The sequence below is a fragment of the Litorimonas sp. WD9-15 genome (genome assembly GCF_050271975.1).
GTDB lineage: Bacteria > Pseudomonadota > Alphaproteobacteria > Caulobacterales > Maricaulaceae > Litorimonas.
Genome location: NZ_CP189850.1, coordinates 1092644 through 1115284 on the forward strand (window position 1 = coordinate 1092644; position 22641 = coordinate 1115284).

Annotated in this window: 20 protein-coding genes; 12 read left to right on the forward strand and 8 right to left on the reverse strand. The window is 54.0% G+C overall.

The window, feature by feature from the left end; translation table 11 throughout:
* Positions 1–20 precede the first annotated feature (20 nt).
* Positions 21–1490 (reverse strand): sigma-54-dependent transcriptional regulator, encoded by a 1470-nt coding sequence (locus ACP9M6_RS05140; RefSeq protein ID WP_427454106.1) that lies wholly within the window; start codon positions 1488–1490, stop codon positions 21–23.
* A gap of 278 nt (positions 1491–1768) precedes the next feature.
* Between ACP9M6_RS05140 and ACP9M6_RS05145 the strand changes: the two genes are divergently transcribed.
* Genes ACP9M6_RS05145 through ACP9M6_RS05160 form a run of 4 tightly spaced genes read left to right on the forward strand, consistent with a single transcriptional unit; the run spans position 1769 to position 4977 of the window.
* The gene (locus tag ACP9M6_RS05145; protein ID WP_427454108.1) at positions 1769–2071 is read left to right on the forward strand and encodes an aa3-type cytochrome c oxidase subunit IV; all 303 of its coding nucleotides are present in this window, start codon (positions 1769–1771) and stop codon (positions 2069–2071) included.
* Positions 2072–2099: 28 nt separating this feature from the next.
* Positions 2100–3242, forward strand: coding sequence for a Re/Si-specific NAD(P)(+) transhydrogenase subunit alpha (locus tag ACP9M6_RS05150; protein WP_427454109.1), 1143 nt, complete (start codon positions 2100–2102; stop codon positions 3240–3242).
* A complete protein-coding gene (locus ACP9M6_RS05155) occupies positions 3239–3568 on the forward strand; it encodes a proton-translocating transhydrogenase family protein (RefSeq protein WP_427454110.1) in 330 nt (109 codons plus the stop codon). Before ACP9M6_RS05150 ends, ACP9M6_RS05155 begins: the two co-directional genes overlap by 4 nt.
* Positions 3568–4977 carry an NAD(P)(+) transhydrogenase (Re/Si-specific) subunit beta gene (locus tag ACP9M6_RS05160; RefSeq protein ID WP_427454111.1) on the forward strand — a complete coding sequence of 470 codons (1410 nt, stop codon included), beginning with the start codon at positions 3568–3570 and terminating at the stop codon, positions 4975–4977. The genes ACP9M6_RS05155 and ACP9M6_RS05160 overlap by 1 nt, the downstream gene beginning before the upstream one ends.
* Here the strand turns inward: ACP9M6_RS05160 and ACP9M6_RS05165 are convergent.
* The 4 genes from ACP9M6_RS05165 to ACP9M6_RS05180 all read right to left on the reverse strand — a co-directional run bounded on the left by ACP9M6_RS05165 (position 4974) and on the right by ACP9M6_RS05180 (position 8128).
* Positions 4974–5495, reverse strand: coding sequence for a CIA30 family protein (locus ACP9M6_RS05165; RefSeq protein WP_427454112.1), 522 nt, complete (start codon positions 5493–5495; stop codon positions 4974–4976). The genes ACP9M6_RS05160 and ACP9M6_RS05165 overlap by 4 nt on opposite strands.
* 160 nt (positions 5496–5655) lie before the next feature.
* Positions 5656–6315, reverse strand: coding sequence for a glutathione S-transferase N-terminal domain-containing protein (locus ACP9M6_RS05170; RefSeq protein ID WP_427454113.1), 660 nt, complete (start codon positions 6313–6315; stop codon positions 5656–5658).
* Between the two features lie 61 nt (positions 6316–6376).
* Entirely contained in the window at positions 6377–7447 is a 1071-nt protein-coding gene (locus tag ACP9M6_RS05175; protein ID WP_427454114.1) for a glutathione S-transferase family protein, read from the reverse strand.
* Positions 7448–7504: 57 nt separating this feature from the next.
* On the reverse strand, positions 7505–8128 hold the full coding sequence (locus ACP9M6_RS05180) for a GGDEF domain-containing protein (protein ID WP_427454115.1): 624 nt from the start codon (positions 8126–8128) through the stop codon (positions 7505–7507).
* Positions 8129–8269: 141 nt separating this feature from the next.
* On the opposite strand from ACP9M6_RS05180, the gene purE reads away from it, so the two are divergent.
* The 4 genes from purE to ACP9M6_RS05200 all read left to right on the forward strand — a co-directional run bounded on the left by purE (position 8270) and on the right by ACP9M6_RS05200 (position 11784).
* A complete protein-coding gene (gene purE / locus ACP9M6_RS05185; protein ID WP_427454116.1) occupies positions 8270–8752 on the forward strand; it encodes a 5-(carboxyamino)imidazole ribonucleotide mutase in 483 nt (160 codons plus the stop codon).
* 6 nt (positions 8753–8758) lie between these two features.
* Positions 8759–9832, forward strand: coding sequence for a 5-(carboxyamino)imidazole ribonucleotide synthase (locus ACP9M6_RS05190; protein ID WP_427454117.1), 1074 nt, complete (start codon positions 8759–8761; stop codon positions 9830–9832).
* A gap of 470 nt (positions 9833–10302) precedes the next feature.
* Entirely contained in the window at positions 10303–11346 is a 1044-nt protein-coding gene (locus ACP9M6_RS05195) for a hypothetical protein (RefSeq protein ID WP_427454119.1), read from the forward strand.
* Between the two features lie 9 nt (positions 11347–11355).
* A complete protein-coding gene (locus ACP9M6_RS05200) occupies positions 11356–11784 on the forward strand; it encodes a hypothetical protein (RefSeq protein WP_427454121.1) in 429 nt (142 codons plus the stop codon).
* On the opposite strand, the gene ACP9M6_RS05205 is transcribed toward ACP9M6_RS05200, so the two are convergent.
* Positions 11781–13022 (reverse strand): NupC/NupG family nucleoside CNT transporter, encoded by a 1242-nt coding sequence (locus tag ACP9M6_RS05205; RefSeq protein ID WP_427454123.1) that lies wholly within the window; start codon positions 13020–13022, stop codon positions 11781–11783. The two genes, ACP9M6_RS05200 and ACP9M6_RS05205, sit on opposite strands and share 4 nt — an antisense overlap.
* A 32-nt stretch (positions 13023–13054) precedes the next feature.
* Positions 13055–13693, reverse strand: coding sequence for a uridine kinase family protein (locus ACP9M6_RS05210; RefSeq protein WP_427454125.1), 639 nt, complete (start codon positions 13691–13693; stop codon positions 13055–13057).
* Positions 13694–13969: 276 nt separating this feature from the next.
* Here ACP9M6_RS05210 and ACP9M6_RS05215 point away from each other — a divergent pair, with 276 nt between their 5' ends.
* The 3 genes from ACP9M6_RS05215 (at position 13970) to ACP9M6_RS05225 (ending at position 20209) form a co-directional block, all read left to right on the forward strand.
* Positions 13970–17287 carry a TonB-dependent receptor gene (locus ACP9M6_RS05215; RefSeq protein ID WP_427454127.1) on the forward strand — a complete coding sequence of 1106 codons (3318 nt, stop codon included), beginning with the start codon at positions 13970–13972 and terminating at the stop codon, positions 17285–17287.
* Positions 17288–17414: 127 nt separating this feature from the next.
* The gene (locus ACP9M6_RS05220) at positions 17415–18662 is read left to right on the forward strand and encodes a NupC/NupG family nucleoside CNT transporter (protein ID WP_427454129.1); all 1248 of its coding nucleotides are present in this window, start codon (positions 17415–17417) and stop codon (positions 18660–18662) included.
* Between the two features lie 140 nt (positions 18663–18802).
* A complete protein-coding gene (locus ACP9M6_RS05225) occupies positions 18803–20209 on the forward strand; it encodes an AMP nucleosidase (RefSeq protein WP_427454757.1) in 1407 nt (468 codons plus the stop codon).
* Here the strand turns inward: ACP9M6_RS05225 and ACP9M6_RS05230 are convergent, their stop codons facing one another.
* The gene (locus tag ACP9M6_RS05230) at positions 20210–21220 is read right to left on the reverse strand and encodes a DNA topoisomerase IB (protein WP_427454131.1); all 1011 of its coding nucleotides are present in this window, start codon (positions 21218–21220) and stop codon (positions 20210–20212) included.
* A gap of 35 nt (positions 21221–21255) precedes the next feature.
* Between ACP9M6_RS05230 and ACP9M6_RS05235 the strand changes: the two genes are divergently transcribed.
* Positions 21256–22638 carry an L-serine ammonia-lyase gene (locus ACP9M6_RS05235; RefSeq protein WP_427454133.1) on the forward strand — a complete coding sequence of 461 codons (1383 nt, stop codon included), beginning with the start codon at positions 21256–21258 and terminating at the stop codon, positions 22636–22638.
* The last annotated feature ends 3 nt before the right edge of the window (positions 22639–22641 follow it).

Below are 22641 nucleotides of genomic sequence, written 5' to 3' on the forward strand. Positions count from 1 at the left end.
GTCTATCCCCCACAGGATTTCTAGGCGGAGCGGACGTCATCGACGTCCAACTCATGTTCGCGGACTTTGCGGTAAAGCGTCGATCGGCCAATCCCGAGGCGTCTAGCGACTTCGGACATGTGACCGGAATAATTATTAATTGCGAATTCGATGAGATCGCGTTCGATGTCTTCGAGCGTACGCAGATGACCATCGCGGTCCAAAACGGTAACAGCTGAATCCGGCGACACGGGTTCGGGACGCAATTCCACGGGGATGAGGCTGTCCATTGGATTGTCATCTTCCGCTTCAAGGGCGGGCAGACCCGGTGTCAGGCCGGAAATTTGCGGGAAATCCTGCGGGCGTAACTTATTGCCATCGGACAGGATCATGGCGCGGAAAATCGTATTTTCCAACTGGCGGACATTGCCTTTCCAGTCGTGCGATTTCAGCAAGTCCAGCGTCGCGGCTGTTATGCCCGCTACGCTCATCCGTTCCGCGGCATTGATGCGGCGAATGAAGTGGTCGGTCAGTGCAGGGATGTCTTCACGGCGCTCTCGCAGGGGCGGGACGGCAATCGGGAAAACATTGAGGCGGTAGAAGAGATCCTCGCGGAAAGTCCCTTCTTTAACGGCTTCGGCCAGATCGCGGTTCGTCGCGCTGATAATGCGGACATCGACGGGCACAGTACGCTTCGACCCGATGGGATCGACTTCGCCCTCTTGCAGCACGCGCAGCAATTTGACCTGCATGTCGAGCGGCAATTCACCCACTTCGTCGAGGAAGAGCGTACCGGAATGGGCCTCTTGGAACTTACCAAGATGCTTAGAATTTGCGCCTGTGAAACTGCCTTTTTCATGGCCGAACAGAATGGACTCCACCAGGTTTTCCGAGATGGCACCGCAATTGACGGTTATAAAGGGTTTATCTGATCGCTCACTCGCGCTTTGAATCGCGCGGGCGATGACTTCTTTACCAACACCCGACTCACCCGTGATGAGGATCGGAATATTGGCGCGAGCCCCGCGTTCGCCCATGGCCACGACGGAGCGCATAGAGGAAGCATTGCCGATCAGGTCATCGAAAGATAGCCCGCCTTCCGCCGTTTTCTTGAGGCGTTTAACTTCGCCGACCAGATTGCCGACATCCAGCGCATTGCGGATGGAGACAATAATCCGTTCCGGCGCGGCGGGTTTCACAACGAAATCACGTGCGCCGCCCTTCATGGCATTGACGACGGCTTCAATGGAGCCTTTGCCTGTCAGGACGATGACGGGTAGTTCAGGACGCTTCACAGCCAGCTCAGCGAGAACCTCCATCCCGTCACGGCCGGGCATGACAAGGTCGAGCAGCATGATGTGAATTTTATCCGATTCCGCGCCCAGCGCCATATTCAGCGCGGCATCGCCGTCTCCGGCTTGCAGTGTTGAAAAACCGGATTTCTCTACGACGGCCTGTAACAGACGACGTTGCGTCGGATCATCATCCACAATCAGAACTGTCTTGCCCATGTCTCTCACCATCATCGTCAAATTTCAGGATGTCCGTGCGATTCGCCCGTCTCCCATTTCGAACCGGAATATGACGCAGGGAGGTGAATTTCGGGTTCGGAGATATGATTAAGAAAGACTAAACCTCAAAAATGGCCATGACAGCGATGTCACGCAAAATTTTGCTTTTCATTGCCGGCGAAATCGTTTTAACCGCTCCGTTCATGCCGCTTGTCGGCTGAAACGACCCATGATAGTCACGCGTCAACTTTTAGGCACTGACTTTACAGGACAAAACAATGGCAGGCGGAAACTCCGATTATCAACGCGGCACGATGGAAGTGGGCGCACAAAGCGGCACTTTCTCGGGCTTTATGAGCGGCACAGTTTATGGCGGAGCAGCGGTCGCGCTGGTCGTCATTATGCCGACCCTCGTTTTTGCCGTTGGGATGCATTGGCTACCGGCGCTCGTGGCGACGGTCATTCTTGGTTTCGTTTTGGGCATGGCCTTGAAACTCAAAGGCGCTTGGTATGTCAGCATTGTGGCCGCGGCGATTTTCACCGCTATTGTCTGCGCCATTCTCTCTCTTTTCGCTGCGTAAATTATTTTTCCATAAGGGCCATTAAGACGTGAAATTAACAGTTCTAAATGATGTGGCCCTAATCAAAGGTGGCGCAGAAGCCCGCGTTGCCGCCACGCCTGACACGGTCGCGGGCTATGTGAAAGCCGGTCACGATGTCACCGTCGTCAAAGATGCGGGCGCGAAAGCCGACTTTGCGGATAAGCTCTATACCGATGCGGGCGCGAAAATCGCGGCGACCAACACGGCAGGCGTGAAAACGGCAGACCTCGTTCTGTCGATCACGGGCGGCAACGAAAAACTCGTCGTTGGTATGAAAAAAGGCGCCGGCATTACGGGCGTCATGTCGGCCACAGACAATCCGAAATTCGCCGAGGCCTGTGCCAAAGCGGGTGTGACGGCTTTCGCCCTCGATTACATCCCGCGCATTTCCCGCGCGCAGTCCATGGATGTGCTGTCCAGCCAATCCAACCTTGCAGGTTATCGTTCTGTGGTTGAGGCAGGCGGGATTTACGGACGGGCATTCCCGATGATGATGACGGCGGCGGGCACAATCGCGCCTGCCAAATGTTTTATCATGGGTGTCGGTGTCGCGGGCCTGCAAGCGATTGCAACGGCCCGGCGTCTCGGCGCGGTTACAACAGCGACAGATGTGCGTCCGGCGACGAAAGAACAAGTTGCCTCCCTCGGCGCGAAATTCATCGCGGTCGAGAATGAAGAATTTAAAGCGGCGGAAACGGCGGGCGGTTACGCCAAACAGATGAGTGCGGAATATCAGGCGCTGCAAGCGGACCTCACCGCGTCGCATATCGCGAAGCAGGACATTGTCATCACAACCGCACTTATCCCCGGCCGCGCCGCGCCGATCCTTGTGACGAAAGCCATGCTCGACACGATGAAGCCCGGCTCCGTCCTTGTTGACTTGGCGGTGGAACGCGGCGGAAATGTCGAAGGCGCAAAGCCCGGCGAAATCGTCACGACGAAAAACGGGGTCCATATTGTCGGTCACCTGAATTGGCCGTCCCGCATGGCGTCTGATGCGTCCAATATGTTCGCACGGAATATCAAAAACTTCCTCCCGCTGGTCACGGCCGACGACGGTGCCTATTCACCCGATTGGGAAGACGAGATTATCAAAGGCTGCGCCCTGACCAAAGACGGCGCGGTTGTACATGAAAGGCTAACATCATGAGCGCTTTCCTCATCATGGCGGGCGGCGCGGCCGTTTCGCCCATCGTGTTTCAATTTGCCGTTTTCGTCATGGCGATTTTTGTTGGCTATTATGTCGTTTGGTCGGTTACGCCCGCGCTGCATACGCCGCTCATGGCTGTTACCAATGCGATTTCCTCTGTGATCATAGTGGGCGCGCTCGTTGCGGTTGCCGCGGGTGTGCGCGGTGGGTCAGATATTTCCACATGGACAGGCTTTGCCGCCGTCGCGCTTTGCGCTGTGAACATCTTTGGCGGGTTCTTGGTGACCCAGCGGATGCTCGCCATGTATAAGAAGAAGGCGAAATAATGCCCGTACTCTCCCCTGATCTCGCGGCGATTCTCTATACGGTTTCCGCTGTTCTCTTCATCCTCGCCCTGCGCGGATTGTCGTCTCCTGAAACATCCCGCCGGGGTAATACTTTTGGGATGATTGGTATCGCGATTGCGATTGTCACGACGCTTCTGGTCTCAGGCATGAGCGGATTTGGCCTGCTCCTCGCTTTGGGCGGTCTTGCGCTTGGCGGCGTCATTGGCGCGGTCATTGCGAAGAAAATCCCAATGACGGATATGCCCCAACTCGTCGCGGCCTTTCATTCGCTCGTCGGTCTGGCGGCGGTGCTTGTCGCGGTTGCCGCGTTCTTCTCGCCAGAGGATTTTGGCATTCTGTCCGAGGGCCGCATCAAAGCCGGCTCTTTGCTGGAACTCGGCCTCGGTGCCGCGATTGGCGCGATTACTTTCTCCGGCTCGGTCATAGCTTTCGCGAAACTGAACGGCAATATGAGCGGGTCGCCGATCATGATTCCGGGGCGTCATTTCATTAACTTGGCGCTGGGTCTCGGGATTGCGGTTCTCATCGGTATGATGATGAAATCCGGCGGGACGGAGCCTTGGATTATCTGGGCGCTGCTGGCCGCGACGTTCCTCATCGGCTTCCTGCTCATCATCCCCATTGGCGGTGCGGATATGCCCGTCGTGGTGTCCATGCTGAACTCCTATTCCGGTTGGGCTGCAGCGGCACTGGGCTTCACATTGGGTAACTTGGCCCTGATTATTGTTGGTGCTTTGGTTGGGTCCTCGGGCGCAATTCTCTCCTACATCATGTGTAAGGCGATGAACCGCAGCTTCATCTCGGTTATTCTCGGCGGGTTCGGTGGCGATAGCGCATCGGCACAAGACGGTGACCGTGAACAACGGCCCGTCAAGCGTGGCTCCGCAGAAGATGCGGCCTTCATCATGAAGAATGCCTCTAAGGTCATCATCGTGCCGGGCTACGGTCTCGCCGTCGCGCAGGCGCAACATGCCATCCGTGAAATGGCCGATACGTTGAAGGAAGAAGGCGTCGATGTCGTCTACGCCATCCATCCCGTCGCCGGCCGGATGCCGGGCCACATGAATGTGCTCCTCGCCGAAGCCAACGTCCCCTATGACGAAGTGTTCGAGCTGGAAGATATTAATTCCGAGTTCTCCAACGCGGATGTGGCGTTTGTTATTGGCGCGAATGACGTGACCAATCCCGCCGCAAAAACGGATCCGCAAAGTCCGATCTTCGGGATGCCTATCCTTGATGTCGATAAGGCTTCTACCGTCCTCTTCGTTAAACGGTCACTCTCTGCCGGCTATGCCGGAATCGACAATGATCTCTTCTATGAAGATAAGACAATGATGTTGCTGGCGGATGCCAAGAAGATGGTCGAGGATATCATCAAGGCGCTTTAACTCGCGCAGGCGATCTCCGCGACTTCCAAGCGGAAGTCGCCGTCAATGCCGTCGGCGAGGATGATACCCATTTCGCGGACATCACTAGCGTCGAACGGGGCGGCGGAAACGCTGCACCCGAAGACCGAAGTTGAGAAATTTTCCAAATGGATCTTTACCTCTTCCCATTCGCCTGACCGGGTTGACGGAATAGCCAGTTGATAGCTCACAGAGCGCCCGCGGAACCGTTCCGACGTCCGGAAGGTCAGTTTATAATCGCGGTCATCCTGTTTCACGCGAAGGCGCAAGCTGTCCGCGCCCGCCATATCACCCGAACTCATTGACCGTCGGATTGAGGAGAACCCGCCGCCATTCGTATTGATCGTGCCTTGGAACACCATGTGATTGTCTTCTGCAAAACGTACGCCCGAAGACCGCCCGCCCATCACGCCGTCCAACACGGTGCGCCATTGCGAGACTTCTGTTTCTTCCGAGAAATCCATTTTCATCGTGCATGAGCTCGTACTTGCATCGGTCATGTCTGTTGTCCCCGCATTGGCTGAACACCCGAACAGGGTGAAAGCTGAGATTAAGATCGCATGTTTTATCATACCTCTAGTTACGGATGTAACCAATCAGCAGACTGCGTCAAAAGCTCGTGGGTCGAAGAGGGGAGTCAGGTTTTGACGCCTTTCACTTTCATTCTTCTTCATTTCCTTTCGGAACAAAACCGCGCGGCGTCATGCCCTGCCGTTCCAACGCCAATAGAACGCCCGCATCCTTCTCCATTTCCAATTGATGGGCCAACAGGTTCGGATAATCCTCTAATGCCATCGGAGTTTTCTCGACCCACCGCCCGATAGTATAGAGATAGGCATCGGCATAGGATTTCCGTTCGAGTAGCCACGGGCCGTCTGTCTCTGCGATTTGCGCGTCCAGTTTTTCAAATTGAGAATCTAACCGCCAATAGGCTTTGTGGCGTGTTTGCTTTTCCGTCTTCGGACTATTGGCAAAGAGGTTTGGCGCGAAATGACATTTAAAAGTCGCGTGAACTTCTGACGAGAGATAGGAGAGCGTTTCCGCTTCCTTGCGTCCCAACTTCTTATCGCGTGTATAGGCGGCATGGCCCTCGCCGCCATGGGCCGCGCCGATATAGTCTAAAATGGCCGTGGCTTCGGTCAGGACATCTCCATCATCAAAGACCAGCGCGGGAACTTGGCCTCTCGGGTTAATCGCGAGATAGGCCTTTTCTTTGAGTTGCTTGCGGTCGAGGCAGATGACCTCAATCGGCGCGCCGGACCAGGCAATCGCGATGTTTGGCGCGAGGGCGCATGTGCCGGGGAGGGTGTAGAGTTTCATGATCGGTCTTTCTATTCGCTTATATTGATTACGCGAAACTGCCCGGACCGTTCCACTGCTTTCAGGCCAGCGTCAATTTGTAATTCCGTCTGATCAGTGATTTGGCGATCGTGAAGTCTTTCAAGATTTGCCCGTCCGTCGCGTCCAAAACCTCATCCGCTTTCGTTCTTTCATCAGGTGTCATACTTTTGTAAATTTCTAAACCGGCCTGTAACCGGAAGAGCGAAAACGGGCGGGCGAGAGTCTGGCCTGTCGTATGACCGAGTGCAAAGGGTACCATCCCTAATGCGCGGGGGAGATCATCTCCGTTAAATGCAGCGAGTAAATCATTGGTCGCCGAGAGGACGGGCAGGTGTTCAATATTGTTTCGGCGCAGAAGCGGCAGCAGCGTATCAGGAATCATATCATCCGCAATTAATTGCCCTTCACCATGATTTCCATCCCGCAAACGCTCGACCCATTTCGCAACTAACGGCGCGCGGGATTTCATAAGCGCGCCACTCGCGGGATCACGATAGAGATGGGCGTAGAGCGGACCGTAAAGCGCGAAATCCGCAAGGGTTGGCCGCCCGCCGAAAATGAAATCATGCTCTGTTAGATGGGCCGAGAACTCATCGAGAAACGATTCATAGCTGGTTTCAATCGCGGGTGCGGTGTCTGGGGTGACGCCCAGCATCGGAACCATGCCTTTAAACATCGCCCCGCGTTTCGTCCCGATGGCGATCTGTGTTTCGCGGTCCGCGTCGGGTGCGGCGAGCTTGCCGAATTCTTCCAGGACCCAGGCCTCATTATGATTCCAGCGGTAATGCATGGCGGGCAAGGTCAACCATTGGTCCGCGTAAGTATGGAGGAGTTCTGTGACAAAGCGCTGAATGGGACCGTCCGGATAAACAGACGGGCCGCCATAGGCCGCCTCAATATGGGCGATGATATCCCCCGTGTCTTGGATCAGCTCGCAATCAGGTGTTTCCAAAACCGGAATGACGGGCCAGCCAATCACGGGCAGGAGTTTGGTTTTCATGACCTCCGGTGTCGGCGAGATCTCTTGAAAATCGACACCTTTCCAGCGGAGATAAGATCGCGCCTTTCCGGAGAAGAGGCTTACGGCGGCGGCGTAGAGAATATAGGTCATGGAGCGGATTAAACGTTGGACGCGCCCGACTTCAAGACACGGTTTTGCGAGAGTGATTTAGCCCGCCGCGCGTTTGGCCATATACATAGCGCGGTCCGCGCGATCGAGGATATGTTCGACGGGATCACCCGGTTCGCAAGGGGCAACGCCCCAAGCGGCAGAGACGGAGACGCGGCCTTCGGGCAGGATCACATGCTGTTCTGAAATCCGGCAGGACAGGGCGGTGGCTTTTAATTTTGCGACCGTCAGGTCGGTTTTGAACAGGAGTACACCGAATTCATCGCCGCCCAATCGCGCGACCATATCACAATCCCGAACGCCGGATTTTAAAACAGTGCCAATTTTCTTGAGCAGGATATCGCCGGTCTTGTGACCGAAACGATCATTCACGCATTTGAAATCATCCAGATCAAAGAACAGCACCGTAGAGAGCATGTTGTACCGTTCCATAACGGTTTGCGCGCGTCCGACTTCGCGTAAAAACGCGCGGCGGTTATAAACGGGGACGAGCGGGTCGGTATCCGCCGCTTGCTCCAATTCCAAAACGCGCAGGCGCAACCGCGCGATTTCTGTCGATAGGTCCGCATTGGCTTGTACCAAGGCGTCATCCGCGCCCGGACTGCGTTGATGCAGGGGCGTAGCAGAGTCTTGCAGGACGCGTGTGAGACGGTTTGAACTCATAAAACTGGGTATCTTATCAAAAGCGAATCAATTCATCCCAATCTTATCGTCAGGGCCGTTAAGAAAACGCCAATGCGGGTTTGACGCATGCAGTGTGGTGAGTATGGTGCGGGGCTTCCCAGTAAGGGGTGAGGAGGCATCATGGCATCTGATATTGCGATCATTATGGGTTCGACCAGTGACTGGCCGACAATGGAACATGCGGCGGTTGTGCTCGATGATTTGGGCGTCAGCTATGAAGCCAAAGTCATCTCCGCGCACCGTACGCCGGATCGCCTCGTCGACTTCTCCAAATCAGCCGCCTCTGAAGGATTTAAAGTCATTATCGCGGGCGCGGGCGGTGCGGCACATCTGCCCGGTATGTGCGCGTCCATGACCCATCTGCCCGTGCTCGGGGTCCCTGTTCAATCCTCGACGCTTTCGGGACTCGACAGCCTTTTGTCGATTGTGCAAATGCCGGGTGGTATTCCCGTCGGCACGCTCGCGATTGGCAAGGCGGGGGCAAAGAATGCGGGCCTGATGGCCGCATCTATTCTGGCGCTCTCGGATTCCGGTCTCTCGACACGCTTGCAGGATTGGCGAGCGGCGCAGACTGACTCCATCGGTCACGACCCAAAGGGATAAATAGACATGGAACGCGGAGCGCAAACAATCCTGAAACCGGGCGATACGGTTGGAATTTTGGGCGGTGGTCAATTGGCCCGCATGCTCTCGGTCGCGGCGTCCCGGCTCGGCCTGAACGCGCACATCTATTCTCCGACCTCTGATTGTCCCGCCGCAAGTGTGTCCGAGCGATTGAGCGTCGGGGCCTATGATGACGCGAAATCCGTTCTGGCCTTTGCCAAGACCTGCGATGCCGTGACATATGAATTTGAAAATGTCCCGGCCGTGACGGCTAAAGCGGCCGCATCTGTCGCGCCGCTGCGTCCCGGGGCAAGGGCATTGGATGTCAGTCAGGACCGCCTTGTCGAGAAATCTTTTTTGCGGGCGCAGGTCGGCGTGGACGTTGCGGGATTTGAAGACATTACCAGCGTGCATGATCTGCGCCGTGCGGTGAAACGCTTGGGCCTGCCTGCCGTTTTGAAAACACGCCGTTTCGGCTATGACGGCAAGGGACAGGTTATTATCAAGACCGAATCCGAGGTCGATCAAGCCTGGGAAGTCGTCGCACCACTGCCCTGTATTCTCGAAGCCTTTGTGCCGTTTGAACGTGAAGTTTCGGTCGTGGCGGCACGCGGGTTGGACGGGCAAGTCGCCGCCTATCCCCTGACTGAAAATGTCCACCGTAATCACATCTTACATACCAGCAGCGCTCCGGCCTCAAATGATAACGGCACGGCACAATCCATTGCTGCGCGTATTCTCGATCATCTGGATTATGTCGGTGTCATGGGCGTCGAATTTTTCCAAATGGCAGATGGGGCCCTCATCGTGAATGAGATCGCGCCGCGTGTTCATAATTCCGGTCACTGGACGCAAAATGCGGGCTGCACGGACCAGTTTGAACAACATATTCGCGCCGTCGCGGGCTGGCCGCTGGGTGAGGTAACACCCAAACAGGGCGTGGTGATGACGAACCTGATCGGGACGGATGTTGAAACGTGGCAAACACTCGCCGCAGAACCCGGCACGCACATCCACCTTTATGGAAAGCGGGAAATTCGCGCGGATCGGAAGATGGGGCATGTGAACCGGATCATCTGATACGATTTATTATCAATTGTGTGAATTTATCTTCAATCAAACTGCGCTCACCCATGCCTTGACGTTTTGTTAACGCACGCTCTATGGTCGTGACAGAGATCGGGGCGCGATATCTAACCTTAATATAATGCCTGCGGTCTAATTTGTGACCGGGGCGGTCATGAGTAAATACTCAAACGGCTCTCCGGTCCGATTTATCGGTATGGGAGCCCATGATGCGAAATAAACTAAAATATCACTTTTTAACGGCTGTCTGTCTAACTGGTTTGGGTGCGTTACCATGCACGGCGGCCGCACAGGCAGTGTTTCATGATACGAATGGTATCATTGACGCGCGAGCGTGTATTGGGAATGCGTGCGATACGTTGCCCAGTTTTTCACAAGAGCCTCTGACACTCCGGTGGAGTAATACGGGAATAATTTTTGATGATAGTTCAACGAGTAGTTTCCCTGACAACGACTTTGCGATCATGATTAATGATTCAGGTGGAGCCGCCGGCACTGATGAATATTTTTCAATTATGGATATTACCGCAGGTTTGACACCTTTTACAGTTTCGGCGGGGGCACGGCAGGATGCGCTCTTTATTGATGAGGACGGGCGAATTGGTCTGGGAACGGATACGCCTACAAGCGCTCTTCATATTGTCGATGATTTTCCGGGCATTGTTTTTGACGCACCGGATACGGGTTTTGGGGCGCAGGAATGGAGCTTTTTTGCGGGGCCTACCGGGGTAGGGCTTTCAAATTTAACCCGCGACGCAGGTTTTATCACGATTCCAACCTTTCTTTTTGATGAAGATATGCGGACATATTCATTCGTAATTGATGAGGAGAGTCGCGTCGGTTTCGGTCTTCAAAACCCCGAGGAGTCCGTCCATGTTCGCGGTAATACCGGTGAGAGCACATCCTTCATGCTGGAAAATATCGGCGTCGGCGGCGCCGGCGACGGACGTTGGGAATTCGTCATGCGCAAGGCCGATGGTGAGTTTGCAATTAATGATGCCGATACGCCGGGTGGGGATTTCATCTTCACCGGGCCGTCCGATCAAGTTAATGGTAGTACGGCGATTTCGATCTTCAATCCGACGCGTGGCGCACGGTGGGATATGGAAACGCGCGGATCCGATGGCGACTTCGCGATAGATGACCGCCGCACAACGGGGGCGGCAGATTTTATCTTCCGCAGTTCGATCACAAATGATCCGGACGGGGCCGGTCTGTTTATTAATGGCAAAGTCGTGACAACAGGGTCGTGTTCTATGGGCTGTGATGCTGTTTTTGATGCAGATTACGATCTTCCGAGCATTGAGGAACATGCCGCTGAAATGTTCGAAAAGAAGCACCTGCCCACCGTCGGGCCGACGGAGTCCGGCCAAATAGATATCACGCAGAAAATGCTGACCATGCTCAATGAGTTGGAAAAAGCCCACATATATATCGCGGAATTAAACGAAGAGAAGAAAGCTCTGGCTGCGCGTTTGGAAGCGCTCGAAGCCAAAGTCGGACAATAGGAGAGTCTCATGTCGAAAACGAAAATTATTCTGACCGGACTCGCTCTAGCGGCCATGTCAGCTTCGCCTGTCTTAGCGGCGGATGCCTATATTAGTGGTGGAACGCTGCGTGTGACGCCAACGCCCGGTCTTAAAAATATATCTCTGACCGTAACGGGGCCTGATGGCTATGCCGTTCGGGTTCCACGCGGGACCGGCTCGCTTTCGGTCAATTTGATGGAAGGGTTGAGCACGTTACCCGATGGGACCTATCGCTGGCGGATTAGTGGCACGACGAATAAGCGACTGGAGACACCACGTCGGTCACGTCCCTCATTCGGTCAATCAGAGGCCGACATGAATAAACCGCGTTACGAAATGAAGGTCGAAAGCGGCGCTATCCGCGTGGTCGATGGAATCCCGCTCGTGATTGATCGAGACGCGACGGAAGAAGACTAAACGGCAACTAATAATCCGGCCAGCGCGGCACTCATCAGGTTTGCCAAGCTGGCCGCAAAGACGGCTTTAACACCCATCTTTGCCATATCCGGCATCCGGTCAGGGATGAGAGCACCCAAACCGCCCAAAAGAATGGCGATGGAACTTAGATTGGCAAAGCCACAGAGCGCAAACGTTAGAATGACAGAGGTGCGCGGGGACAGGTCACCCTGAATATTGACGAGCGAGAGATAGGCAATGAACTCGTTCAGCACGAGTTTTTCGCCAAATATGCCACCTGCGACTTGGGCTTCTGACCACGGCACGCCAATGGCCCACATGATGGGGGAGAAGATCCAGCCCAGGATCATTTGCAGGGTCAGATCATCCACCCCAAACCAAGCTCCGGTCCAGCCTAGCAATCCATTTGTAAGGGCAATGAGGGAGACAAACGCAATCAGCATGGCCCCAATCGCCACGGCCAGCGTGACGCCATTTTGTGCTCCGACAGCGGCGGCCATGATGACATTGGCATGTTTACGGTCATCGCCCATCGCGTAAGTCGCTTTGGCGGCCGCTTTCTTTTCCGCTTTCGTGCCGGCATTCACATCAGGCATGATGATCTTCGCCATCAACAATCCGGCGGGTGCGGACATGAAACAGGCGGCAATCAAATATTCAGGCGGGATACCGAGCTGAATATAGCCCGCCAGCACTGTGCCGGAGATCGAGGCGAGTCCCGAGACCATGATTGTAAAGAGCTCCGGCTTTGAAATACCGGGCAGATAAGGTTTGAGTGAGAGCGGCGCTTCCGTTTGCCCGACAAAAACATTGGCGATGACATTCAGGCTTTCGACGGGGCGCGTATCGGTCAGCTTGCGAATGCCCGAACCCAGATAGCGCACGATGAATTGCATGACTTTCAGGTGATAGAGTATCTCCATCAATGAGGCGAAGAAGATGATAACGGGCAGCACGCGCACGAGGAAAGAAAACCCGTCCACGCCCGTCGCGAGGTTCCCGAAGATAAACTCGATCCCGAAATTCGCATAAGAGAGCAGTGTCGTCGCCTTTGTCGCGAGAAACGCCAGAGCGGTTTTCCCGGCGGGGACGTAGAGTACGAGTACCGCAATTGCGACCTGCAGGGCAAAACAAACGCCGACAGTGCGCAGGCGAATGGCGCGACGGTTTTCAGAGGCCAACCAAGCGACGAGCAATATAAGGGCGATGCCGACAAGGCCGAAAGCGCGATGGTCCATGTGAGGGTTCCCCGAAAAATCCAACTTTGTCCTTAGGAGCCTTTATTGACGAGCGCCACGACGGATTCCACGACTCCGGTCATATCACTGATATATTCCGTTTGGTCGATGGCCAGATCGGCATGGACCTGTGACGGGCTGACATAGGCTTGGTGCGCGGGTTCGACCTGCCCGTGAAATTGGCGCAGGACATCTTCCCGTGTGCGGCCACGTTCCGTCGTGTCGCGCTCGAGCCGGCGGGAGAGGCGAAGTTCCGGGGCACAGCGCATGTAGACGCTGTGATCGAAGACTTCACGAAGGTCGGGCTGATCCAGTAACAATATACCTTCTATAATGATGACAGGTCGTGGCGTTCGCGGTTCTGTTGGTGTGCGTCTTTGATGTGTTGTGAAATCATAGCTGGGCAGGGCGACGGACTCGCCGCGCTTAAACGCGAGGAGATTGTCGCGCAGAAGGTCAAAATCCAGGGCTTCCGGCACATCAAAGTTCACCATGGGGGATCCGCCCCGTTCGCGAATATCGTGGTAATAATCGTCTTGGCGCACCAGGCGGCAATTATCCGCACCAATATAGTCCCGCAAATAGGCCGCCAGCGTGGACTTGCCCGAACAACTCCCCCCCGCAATAGCGAGAATCAGGGGCGTTTCAGGAATGGGGTCCAATTTCAACATAGCGTGACAAATAGGTGACACCTGCGATGAAATATAGGTCTATTTGTAAGTTATCAGAAGGTTTATGTGAATCACTGTTAACATCCGATTTTGATATAAAGTTCTTTAAAAACAATATTTTAAACTATGTTTCGGGCGCGAAACCACCTCCTATGGAGGGGGAGTCATGGGAATCGTCCCCTTGCGCGACTGAAAGACTCACAGTCTTGTCACAAAATCGTTAACTTCTGCCCATAAAGGGCCCCCAATTCTAACCAACCTTTCCGAGTCTTAATCATGAATAAGATTATCACATCCTTTGGCTATCGCGCCATTATGTCGGCTTCGGCCCTCGCCCTGACAATGGCCGCCACATCCGGCGTCGCACATGCTCAGCTGACATCCTCTGCCATTTCCGGCACTGTGACAGATGCGAATGGCAATGCCGTTTCAAATGCCAATATCACAATCGTATACGGCCCAACGGGTTCCGCCCGGACGGCAACAACATCCGGCAACGGTGTTTTCTTTGCCTCCGGTCTTCGCGTTGGTGGCCCCTACACAATCACAGTTTCCTCCGCAGCCGGTAACCTCATCGAGGAAAATATCCGCCTGACGCCATCGTCCAACAATATCAGATTGTCCCTCGCGCCACAGGTCGAAGACATTATGATCGTCACAGGCCAACAAACATCCGGTGCGGATATTGGCGACGGTGTCGGGACGGCATTTTCTGAGGATGATATTCTTAACAATGCTTCTACAAACCGTGACTTGATCGGAACACTTGTTCGCGATCCGCTCTCTAACTCTTCCGGCGAAGGTATTCTGTCAATCGCGGGTGCGAACCCACGCTTTACGGGCCTTGCCATTGATGGTTCTTTACAGGGTGATGATTTCGGTCTGTCTTCATCTGCATATGCGACACAGCGCTCACCCATCTCGCTTGATGCGATTGAAAGTGCCTCTGTTGTCGCATCTGAATATGATCCGGCTGTTTCCGGCTTCACAGGCGGCTTGATTAACGTCGTGACGAAATCCGGTACAAACGACTTTGACGGCTCGCTTTATTATTACAGACAACAGGATAACTATTTTGGTGACCGCGCCTTTAATCAAGACATCACTGTCGCCGATTTCAAAGAAGAAGAATACGGCTTCTCACTTGGTGGGCCCATTGTAAAAGATAAGCTCTTCTTCTTCGTGAACTATGACAAGTTCGAAACGGGTTCAGCCCGCGATTTTACTGAATCTGATCGTAATAACGACGTTAACCCCGCTATTTTTGACGGTATCAACCAACTTGTTTTGGATAATTACGGTTTTGACCTTGGCGGACGTCCTCTGACAGTCTCACTGCCGGAGGAAACCGAACGTTTCCTGGGTAAAATTGACTGGGAAATCAGCAATAATCACCGGGCATCTTTCACTTACCAAGATACAACTGAGAATGGTTTCTCAGGCGTAGGCGGAACAACTTTCCAATCCGCTTATTATCAGACACCGCAGGAAATCAAGACCTATACAGGTCAGCTTTTCTCTGATTGGACGGACCGTCTTTCAACGAATTTCCGTGTGAACTTTAAAGAAAATGAGCGTGGTCAAAACTGTCTTGCAGGCGACGGTGTCGGCGCATTTGATATCCAACTCTCAGAAGCTGATTTGGTCGGGACCGATTTCGAAGGTTTCATTGATGATGGTGACGGTGTTGTTGACACTCGCGATTCACTCTTCCTCTCCGGTGGTTGTGATCGTTTCCGTCAAGGCAACACATTTGCCGATGAGCGCTTGCAGGTCTTTGGTCAGGCAAATTATAATGTTGGCGACCATTCCATCAGCTTTGGTGCAGAATTCCAAAACTATAATCTTGATAACCTCTTTGCGCAGCGTTCAGTCGGTCTCTTCCGTTATGATACGATTGAGGACTTAGCCAACCAAACTGCAGACCGCGTACAGGTTCAATTGCCGGACACAGGTAATCGTGAAGATATCCGTGCCGTTTGGGGTTTTGATACACTCGCGCTCTTCGTCGGCGATAGCTGGCAAATCTCTCCAACTTTCCGGTTGGATGCGGGTCTGCGCTATGAGACTATTATGCAGGATGACGAGCCTCAGGAACGCTCTTTCTTCAATGACCGTTTTGGTTTCTCAAACTCTGAAAACTTGGATGGTTTGGACGTCTTGATGCCACGGGCATCATTCAACTGGCAGCCGCTTGAGAACACAAGCATCACCGGTGGCTTTGGCCTCTTCGGTGGTGGCGCTCCGCAGGTTTGGGTGTCCAATGCGTTCACGCCTCCCGTTTTCTTTGAGCAGGCCTTTGATGTTGAAAATGCAAACCCGGCCAATGGCACGCCACAAGAGTTGCTGAATAGCATCACAGCGAATGACGCAAATGCACCGGGTCCAATTGATGTCATCAGCCCGGACTTTGAAACACCAACAGATTGGAAAGCCTCCATCAGAATTGATCAAAATTTTGATGCAAAAATCGGCGGTCTTGACCTCGGCTCCGATTGGCGTTTGTCACTTCAGGCGCTTTATGCGGCGACAAATAACGGCTTCCGTTGGGAAAACCTGTCTCAGACCCAACTCTCAGACGCATTACCAGTTGGAACAGCGCCTGATGGCCGTCCAATTTATGCGGATTTGGATGCTTTGGACATCAACAACGCGATTGCATTGACCAATTTTGATCAAGGCGAGTCGCTTACATTATCTGCGAGCCTCTCCAAGGCTTGGGATAATGGCTTGAGCATGGATCTCTCCTATACAAACCAAGACGTTGAAACTGTCACAGAGGGTGGCAGCTCGCGTGGTGTGTCCAACTTCCGCGGTATTTTCGATATTGATCGGAATAACCCTTCCGCAGGTCGATCGCCTTTCGAGACGGAACATGCTTTCAAGATTAATTTGAACTATGAAGATGAGATCATTGGTGACCTGACAACACGGATGAACCTCTTTGGTCAAATCACATCGGGTGAGCCTTTCTCCTACACGTTCTCAACAGACCGCAACAATGCTTTGTTTGGTCGTTCAGGTGACGGAGAGAGCCCATTTGATAATGACTTGCTCTATGTCCCAACAATTTCAGGTGGCGCGATTAATGATCCGCTCGTCGTTGTAGGTTCGGACTTCCAAGAGCAGGAGTTCATTGATTATGTGAACGATCAGGGCCTCGATACCGGAACAACGCTTGACCGCCATTCAGATAGCTCTGCTTGGAACCGTCGTTTTGACTTCCGTTTCGCACAGGAACTGCCTTTCATTAACGATAAGCTTGAGAAATTCGTTGGCGAGAACAGCCTTCAGTTTGAATTGGACATTTTCAACGTTGCAAACTTGATCGATAGCGATTGGGGCAAGCAACGGTCCGGCGCCGGGTTTGATGCTATTAACCTCGTCGAGGCTGATCTTGTGACAGCTGCGGATGTTGCTGCGAATGGCGTTGATGGCGCGTCTGCTCTGACGGGTGACGATGCCCGCACGGCTTGCGTGAGCGCAACGGATTGTGTCTATCGCTTCAACCAACTTGATACAGATCCAATCTCGTTCCAGAACAACATTGCATCTGTTTATCAAATTCGTGTGGGTCTGCGTTACACATTCTAAGTCACGCAACTGACATCACTAAAATCCGAACGGGGGGCCTTGTGCTCCCCGTTTTCATTTGTGGGCCGATTGCATTGTGCGGAGGGGCGTGGAACAGATTGAGTTATATCCATGAGGGGAATCGCGTGTGACCGGATTAATTGGAATTGTCGTGCTTCTGGCGCTGGCGTGGCTGTTTTCCGAGGCCAAGAGCAAGATACGCTTTGACCTCGCGGCGCGGACACTCGCGCTGCAAATTGCGATTGCCGTTTTCGCGCTCCTGACACCCGTTGGCGACGTCGTACTGGGTGTGATGTCCTCCGGCGTCGAAGCGATGCAGGCCTATGTCAAACAGGGTACGACCTTCATGTTTGGCGAGTTGGGGGATGAGAAGGGCGGCACGAATGTCATCTTCTTCTTCCAAATCCTGCCCATTATCATTTTCATCGCAGCTCTGTTTTCCGTACTCTTCCACCTGCGCGTCATGACGTGGATTATTCGCATTATCGGCTCTGCTGTGCGCTGGGTGACAGGGGCATCTCGTCTGGAAAGCACCTGCGCCGCCGCGAATATATTTGTTGGCATGGCGGAAGCGCCGCTGACCATTTTGCCCTACCTGCCCAAGATCACGCGCGCCCAGCTTTTCGTGATGATGAGCCTCGGCTTGTCTTCCGTCGCGGGCACGGTCCTCGTCGCCTATTCCGCCATAGGGATTGACCCAAAACTCCTGATTACAGCCGCGCTGATGGCCGTGCCGGGCGGCTTGTTGATGGGGCGTATCCTCGTGCCGGAAACGGAAACACCCTTTGATATTGACAGCGCGGAAGCCAAGGAGATGACGACGGATCGCGCGGGTTCCCTCATCGAAGCCCTGACTAATGGGGCGATGATCGGGTTGCAAATCATGCTGGCCGTGATGGCGCTACTGATTGCGGTCCTGTCTGTGATTGCGTTGCTGAATGGTATCCTTGGTGGCGTTGGTGGATGGTTCGGCCATCCAGACCTGTCGCTGGAAGGCATCTTCTCCATCCTCTTCCGCCCGATAGCGTGGATGATCGGTGTGCCTTGGGATGAGAGCGCGGTGGCCGGACGGTTCCTCGGAGAGAAAGTCATTCTGAATGAATTCCTCGCCTATTTTAATTTTGTTGGCGTGAAAGAGGATTTCAGTGCGCAGGGGCAGGTCGCCATTACATTGGCGCTGTGCGGCTTTGCCAATTTCGGGGGTCTTGCCATCCTGATTGCGGGGCTCTCCGCCGTCGTACCGGAACGGAAAACGGAAATTTCAAAGCTTGGACTGAAGACTGTGTTGGCGGGCAATCTCTCCAATTTTATGAGCGCCGCCATCGCCTCCGTCGTGGTCGCAATTGCCGTCTCTTTTGGCATGTCCCCGCTATAACTGCGGGTTGTCATAAAAATTTCTAGCCAAAGCATTATAAAAACTATAGGTCCTGAAAAATTTCAAACCTCACGGAGACCCCATTGAACTTGCTCGGCCACATTCCCTCTTTCTTTAACGACCTCTCGCCCTGCGAAAATATGCAGGATGCGGTGCGGGAACTGGGCAAGCTCTATAACGGCGCGGTTGAAGCCTTGAATGAGGCTTTCGAAGCCTATGCAAAGGACGGAATATCGCCCTCCGCTCCGCGTCCAACCTATCCCTATTTGCTCTTGCGGATTGGTCAACGCCGCGCTGGCGATCTCAAATTTTCCAGCTTTGTGTCCATTCGCGGAGCGGGGTGGTATGGTGCCACAATTACACATCCTGATATTTTCGAAGGCTATCTTTTAGATCAACTGGGACGGATCGAGACCGTCAATGAGGTCGAATATTATGTCGGATATTCGGAAACGGAAATTCCGCTCGTCTTTGCGATTGATCCATCCGCCTATGAATTAACGGCGGAGCGCCAGGCCGCGATTGGTCAAAATTTTGCCCTCCCGAATCTCACACTGATCCATGATGATCTGGCTGACGGTGTGACGGAACGTCCGACAGACGCCCCCCTGCCGCTTGCGTTGTTCTCTGCTTTGCGGACGGATTATTCGCTTCAGCGTTTGAAACATTATTCTGGAACAAATCCCGCCTGTTTCCAACAATTCGTGATTTTCACGAATTACCAGCGCTATGTGGATGAGTTTGTTGAACACGCGCTCAGCGTCGTTGAATCTGACGAATTTACGGGTTTCTGTTCCCCGGGGCAGGGCGTGATCACGGATAGTAAAGATTATGTCGCCGATCCGGATTACAAGCTCCCACAAATGCCGGCCTACCATCTCATGTCCGAAGACGGGATGGGGATTACGCTGATCAATATTGGCGTGGGGCCGTCTAACGCGAAAACGATTACTGATCATATTGCAGTTCTGCGCAGCCATTGTTGGTTGATGTTGGGCCATTGCGGTGGGTTGCGGAGTTCGCAAATCCTTGGCGATTTCGTCCTCGCCCACGCCTATTTGCGCGATGATCAGGTACTGGATGATGTCCTGCCGCCGGACATTCCGCTGCCAACGATTGCCGAGGTCCAGATTGCACTGACAGATGCCATTGGGGACGTCATGGACCTGTCGGGACAGCAGATGAAAAAACATGTGCGGACGGGCACAGTTGTGACGACGGACGACCGGAACTGGGAAATGCGCTATGAGGCCCTTCGCCCGCGCCTGAACCAATCCCGCGCGATTGCGATTGATATGGAGTCTGCGACAATTGCCGCGAATGGCTACCGTTTCCGCGTGCCATATGGAACGCTCCTCTGCGTCTCTGACCGTCCGCTCCACGGCGAAATTAAACTCCCCGGCACAGCGGCGGCGTTCTACCGCTCCCGCGTGGCGCAACACCTGAATATCGGGTTGGAGGCTATGCGGATTATGAAAGCGGGCGCGGAATCAGGGACGCTCCATTCCCGGAAACTTCGCAGTCTGGACGATCCGGTCTTTAGATAATTACGCTGAGATGAGTTTGAGGCAGGCTCTCTCGGCCTGTACCAATCCGCGCTCGGGCTCGGTCTTCAAGCTCTCCAGCAGAGCTTGTCTGTCTTTTCCTTCCATCCTTACAAGGTCGATGACTTTGGGATGGATATAGCTGGACCGACAAATAGCCGGCGTATTGTGAAGTCTTTTGGCCGCCCTTTCGCTCAAGGATTTAATGGTTGGGCTCTCCTCATGCGCGGCCTCAAAGGCGGCAACCGTGCCGTGCCAAGTCCGGAATGTTTTGGCTGTGAAATCGTCGTGAATATACGCATTCACATCGGCGCTATCGATTTTTCGAAGGGCTCCGTTTTCATCGATAAAGTTAAACAAATCCCGTCCCGGAAGGTCATCGATTTGCTCGAGCGTTCTGGCTAAAGTTTTGTCGCGAATAGTCTTCCGAACTCGCTTCCCGCCCTTGGCTTTGAAATCCAGTTTAAACCCGTCATCGGTGAGTTTCAGATGCCGTGTCCGCAATGTCGTCGCGCCGTAACTATCGCCCGCATAGGACTGACTGCCAATGCGTAAGGCGCCCTGATCAATCAACCGTGTCAGGGCGGCACAGACAAACCGAAAGTCGGGTATGTCACGACGAAGGTCGCGAGAGACTTTGGCTCTGATACGCGGCAGATCTTCGCCAAATTCTGCGAGTCGCGCATATTTATTTTTGTCACGGAAATCCCGCCACAAATCGTGATAACGATATTGTTTGCGGGTCTTATCATCACGACCTGTGGCTTGGATATGGCCGCGCTCGTCCACACAAATCCAAACGTCGGAATAGGCGGGCGGCAGGCCCAATGTTTCAATCCGCATCAGCTCGTCCTGATTGCGAATATGTGTCCCGTCCGGCGCGTAATAGGCAAATCCGGTTCCTCGCGCTTTACGGGAAATTCCGGGTTCACGGTCAGAACTATGTCTGAGTGTATGCGGCAGGTTGGACATGTCATCTATACGCGCGAGCACGGGATCTTGTTTCAAGAGCATTGCCAGCCCACCCCCATCAGGACTAGGCTCATGACATGTTATCCGTTCTCGATATCTTCAGAATCGGTATTGGTCCGTCCAGTTCCCATACGGTCGGACCAATGCGGATTGCGGCTCGGTTTTTGCGGCGTTTGGACCGGCGCGGGCATCTGACAGAGGCCCATCGCATTCAGATTATCTATCGGGGGTCGCTCGCCTTTACGGGTGTCGGTCACGGCACCCCGCGAGCGGGTATGTTGGGGCTGTTGGGGTTCAAACCAGAGACCATCGATCTGGATGCGGCCAAGGCTGCCTTAGACCGTTTACATCAAACGGGTCAGTTTCAATTCAGGGGACAGGACCTGCGGTTTGATCCGGCGACGGACCTGATTACTGATTATGAACAGGCGGCTGAGCTTCATCCGAATGAGATGGAAATGCAGGCCTTCCGCGCCAATGGCGAACGTCTTTATAAGCGGACCTATTATTCGACGGGCGGCGGGTTCGTTGCAACTCATGCGCAACTCTCCCGCCCTGTGAAAGATGATATGATTAGCGTGGGCGATGAGGCCGTGCCGTTTAATTTTGGTTCTGCGTCAGAGCTCCTTAAATTCTGCGATGCGCAATCTGCGTCCATTGCAGATATCATCCTGACAAATGAGGATGTGCGCCGACCACGGGCTGCGACGGAAAAGAAACTCGACCGCGTCACGGATGTGATGCTGGCGGGAATTGAGAGAGGTTTATCTACGCAGGGCATTCTACCGGGTGGCTTAAAGGTCGCGCGTCGTGCGCCGGATATCTGGGCAAAATTGCGAGGCAATCCGGGCGCGAATGAGCGTGAAACGCTTTTCGATTGGCTCAATGTCTACGCCATGGCGGTGAATGAGGAAAATGCTGCGGGGGGGCAGATTGTAACGGCGCCCACCAATGGCGCAGCCGGGATTATTCCGGCGGTTATCCGTCACTATTGTTGTGATGAAAATGGCCAACCGAACCGTGAAAAGATACGCTTATTTCTTATCACGGCCGGGGGCATTGGCTTGCTCTATAAACAACGCGCGTCAATCTCCGGCGCGGAGATGGGGTGTCAGGGCGAGGTCGGGGTGGCGTGTTCCATGGCGGCGGGTGGTCTCGCGGCAGTTTGGGGTGCTACGCCGCTACAGGTGGCCAGTGCCGCGGAAATCGGGATGGAACATAATCTCGGCCTGACCTGCGATCCCGTGGGCGGTCTGGTCCAAATCCCCTGTATTGAACGCAATGCGATTGGCGCGGTCAAGGCGGCCAATGCCGCACGGCTCGCCCTCCACGGGACGGGACACGGCAAAGTCAGTCTGGATCAGGTGATTGAAACCATGCGCCAAACGGGTCTTGATATGAGCAGCAAGTATAAAGAAACCAGCCAGGGCGGCTTGGCGGTCAATGTGATTGAGTGTTGAACG

What these genes read in the sequence shown, in the direction of transcription:
- ACP9M6_RS05140 (WP_427454106.1), bottom strand. Translation starts at nt 1,490, where the DNA reads ATGGGCAAGACAGTTCTGATTGTGGATGATGATCCGACGCAACGTCGT.
- ACP9M6_RS05145 (WP_427454108.1), top strand. Translation starts at nt 1,769, where the DNA reads ATGGCAGGCGGAAACTCCGATTATCAACGCGGCACGATGGAAGTGGGC.
- ACP9M6_RS05155 (WP_427454110.1), top strand. Translation starts at nt 3,239, where the DNA reads ATGAGCGCTTTCCTCATCATGGCGGGCGGCGCGGCCGTTTCGCCCATC.
- ACP9M6_RS05160 (WP_427454111.1), top strand. Translation starts at nt 3,568, where the DNA reads ATGCCCGTACTCTCCCCTGATCTCGCGGCGATTCTCTATACGGTTTCC.
- ACP9M6_RS05165 (WP_427454112.1), bottom strand. Translation starts at nt 5,495, where the DNA reads ATGACCGATGCAAGTACGAGCTCATGCACGATGAAAATGGATTTCTCG.
- ACP9M6_RS05170 (WP_427454113.1), bottom strand. Translation starts at nt 6,315, where the DNA reads ATGAAACTCTACACCCTCCCCGGCACATGCGCCCTCGCGCCAAACATC.
- ACP9M6_RS05175 (WP_427454114.1), bottom strand. Translation starts at nt 7,447, where the DNA reads ATGACCTATATTCTCTACGCCGCCGCCGTAAGCCTCTTCTCCGGAAAG.
- ACP9M6_RS05180 (WP_427454115.1), bottom strand. Translation starts at nt 8,128, where the DNA reads ATGAGTTCAAACCGTCTCACACGCGTCCTGCAAGACTCTGCTACGCCC.
- purE (WP_427454116.1), top strand. Translation starts at nt 8,270, where the DNA reads ATGGCATCTGATATTGCGATCATTATGGGTTCGACCAGTGACTGGCCG.
- ACP9M6_RS05190 (WP_427454117.1), top strand. Translation starts at nt 8,759, where the DNA reads ATGGAACGCGGAGCGCAAACAATCCTGAAACCGGGCGATACGGTTGGA.
- ACP9M6_RS05195 (WP_427454119.1), top strand. Translation starts at nt 10,303, where the DNA reads ATGATTAATGATTCAGGTGGAGCCGCCGGCACTGATGAATATTTTTCA.
- ACP9M6_RS05200 (WP_427454121.1), top strand. Translation starts at nt 11,356, where the DNA reads ATGTCGAAAACGAAAATTATTCTGACCGGACTCGCTCTAGCGGCCATG.
- ACP9M6_RS05205 (WP_427454123.1), bottom strand. Translation starts at nt 13,022, where the DNA reads ATGGACCATCGCGCTTTCGGCCTTGTCGGCATCGCCCTTATATTGCTC.
- ACP9M6_RS05210 (WP_427454125.1), bottom strand. Translation starts at nt 13,693, where the DNA reads ATGTTGAAATTGGACCCCATTCCTGAAACGCCCCTGATTCTCGCTATT.
- ACP9M6_RS05215 (WP_427454127.1), top strand. Translation starts at nt 13,970, where the DNA reads ATGAATAAGATTATCACATCCTTTGGCTATCGCGCCATTATGTCGGCT.
- ACP9M6_RS05225 (WP_427454757.1), top strand. Translation starts at nt 18,803, where the DNA reads ATGCAGGATGCGGTGCGGGAACTGGGCAAGCTCTATAACGGCGCGGTT.
- ACP9M6_RS05230 (WP_427454131.1), bottom strand. Translation starts at nt 21,220, where the DNA reads ATGCTCTTGAAACAAGATCCCGTGCTCGCGCGTATAGATGACATGTCC.
- ACP9M6_RS05235 (WP_427454133.1), top strand. Translation starts at nt 21,256, where the DNA reads ATGTTATCCGTTCTCGATATCTTCAGAATCGGTATTGGTCCGTCCAGT.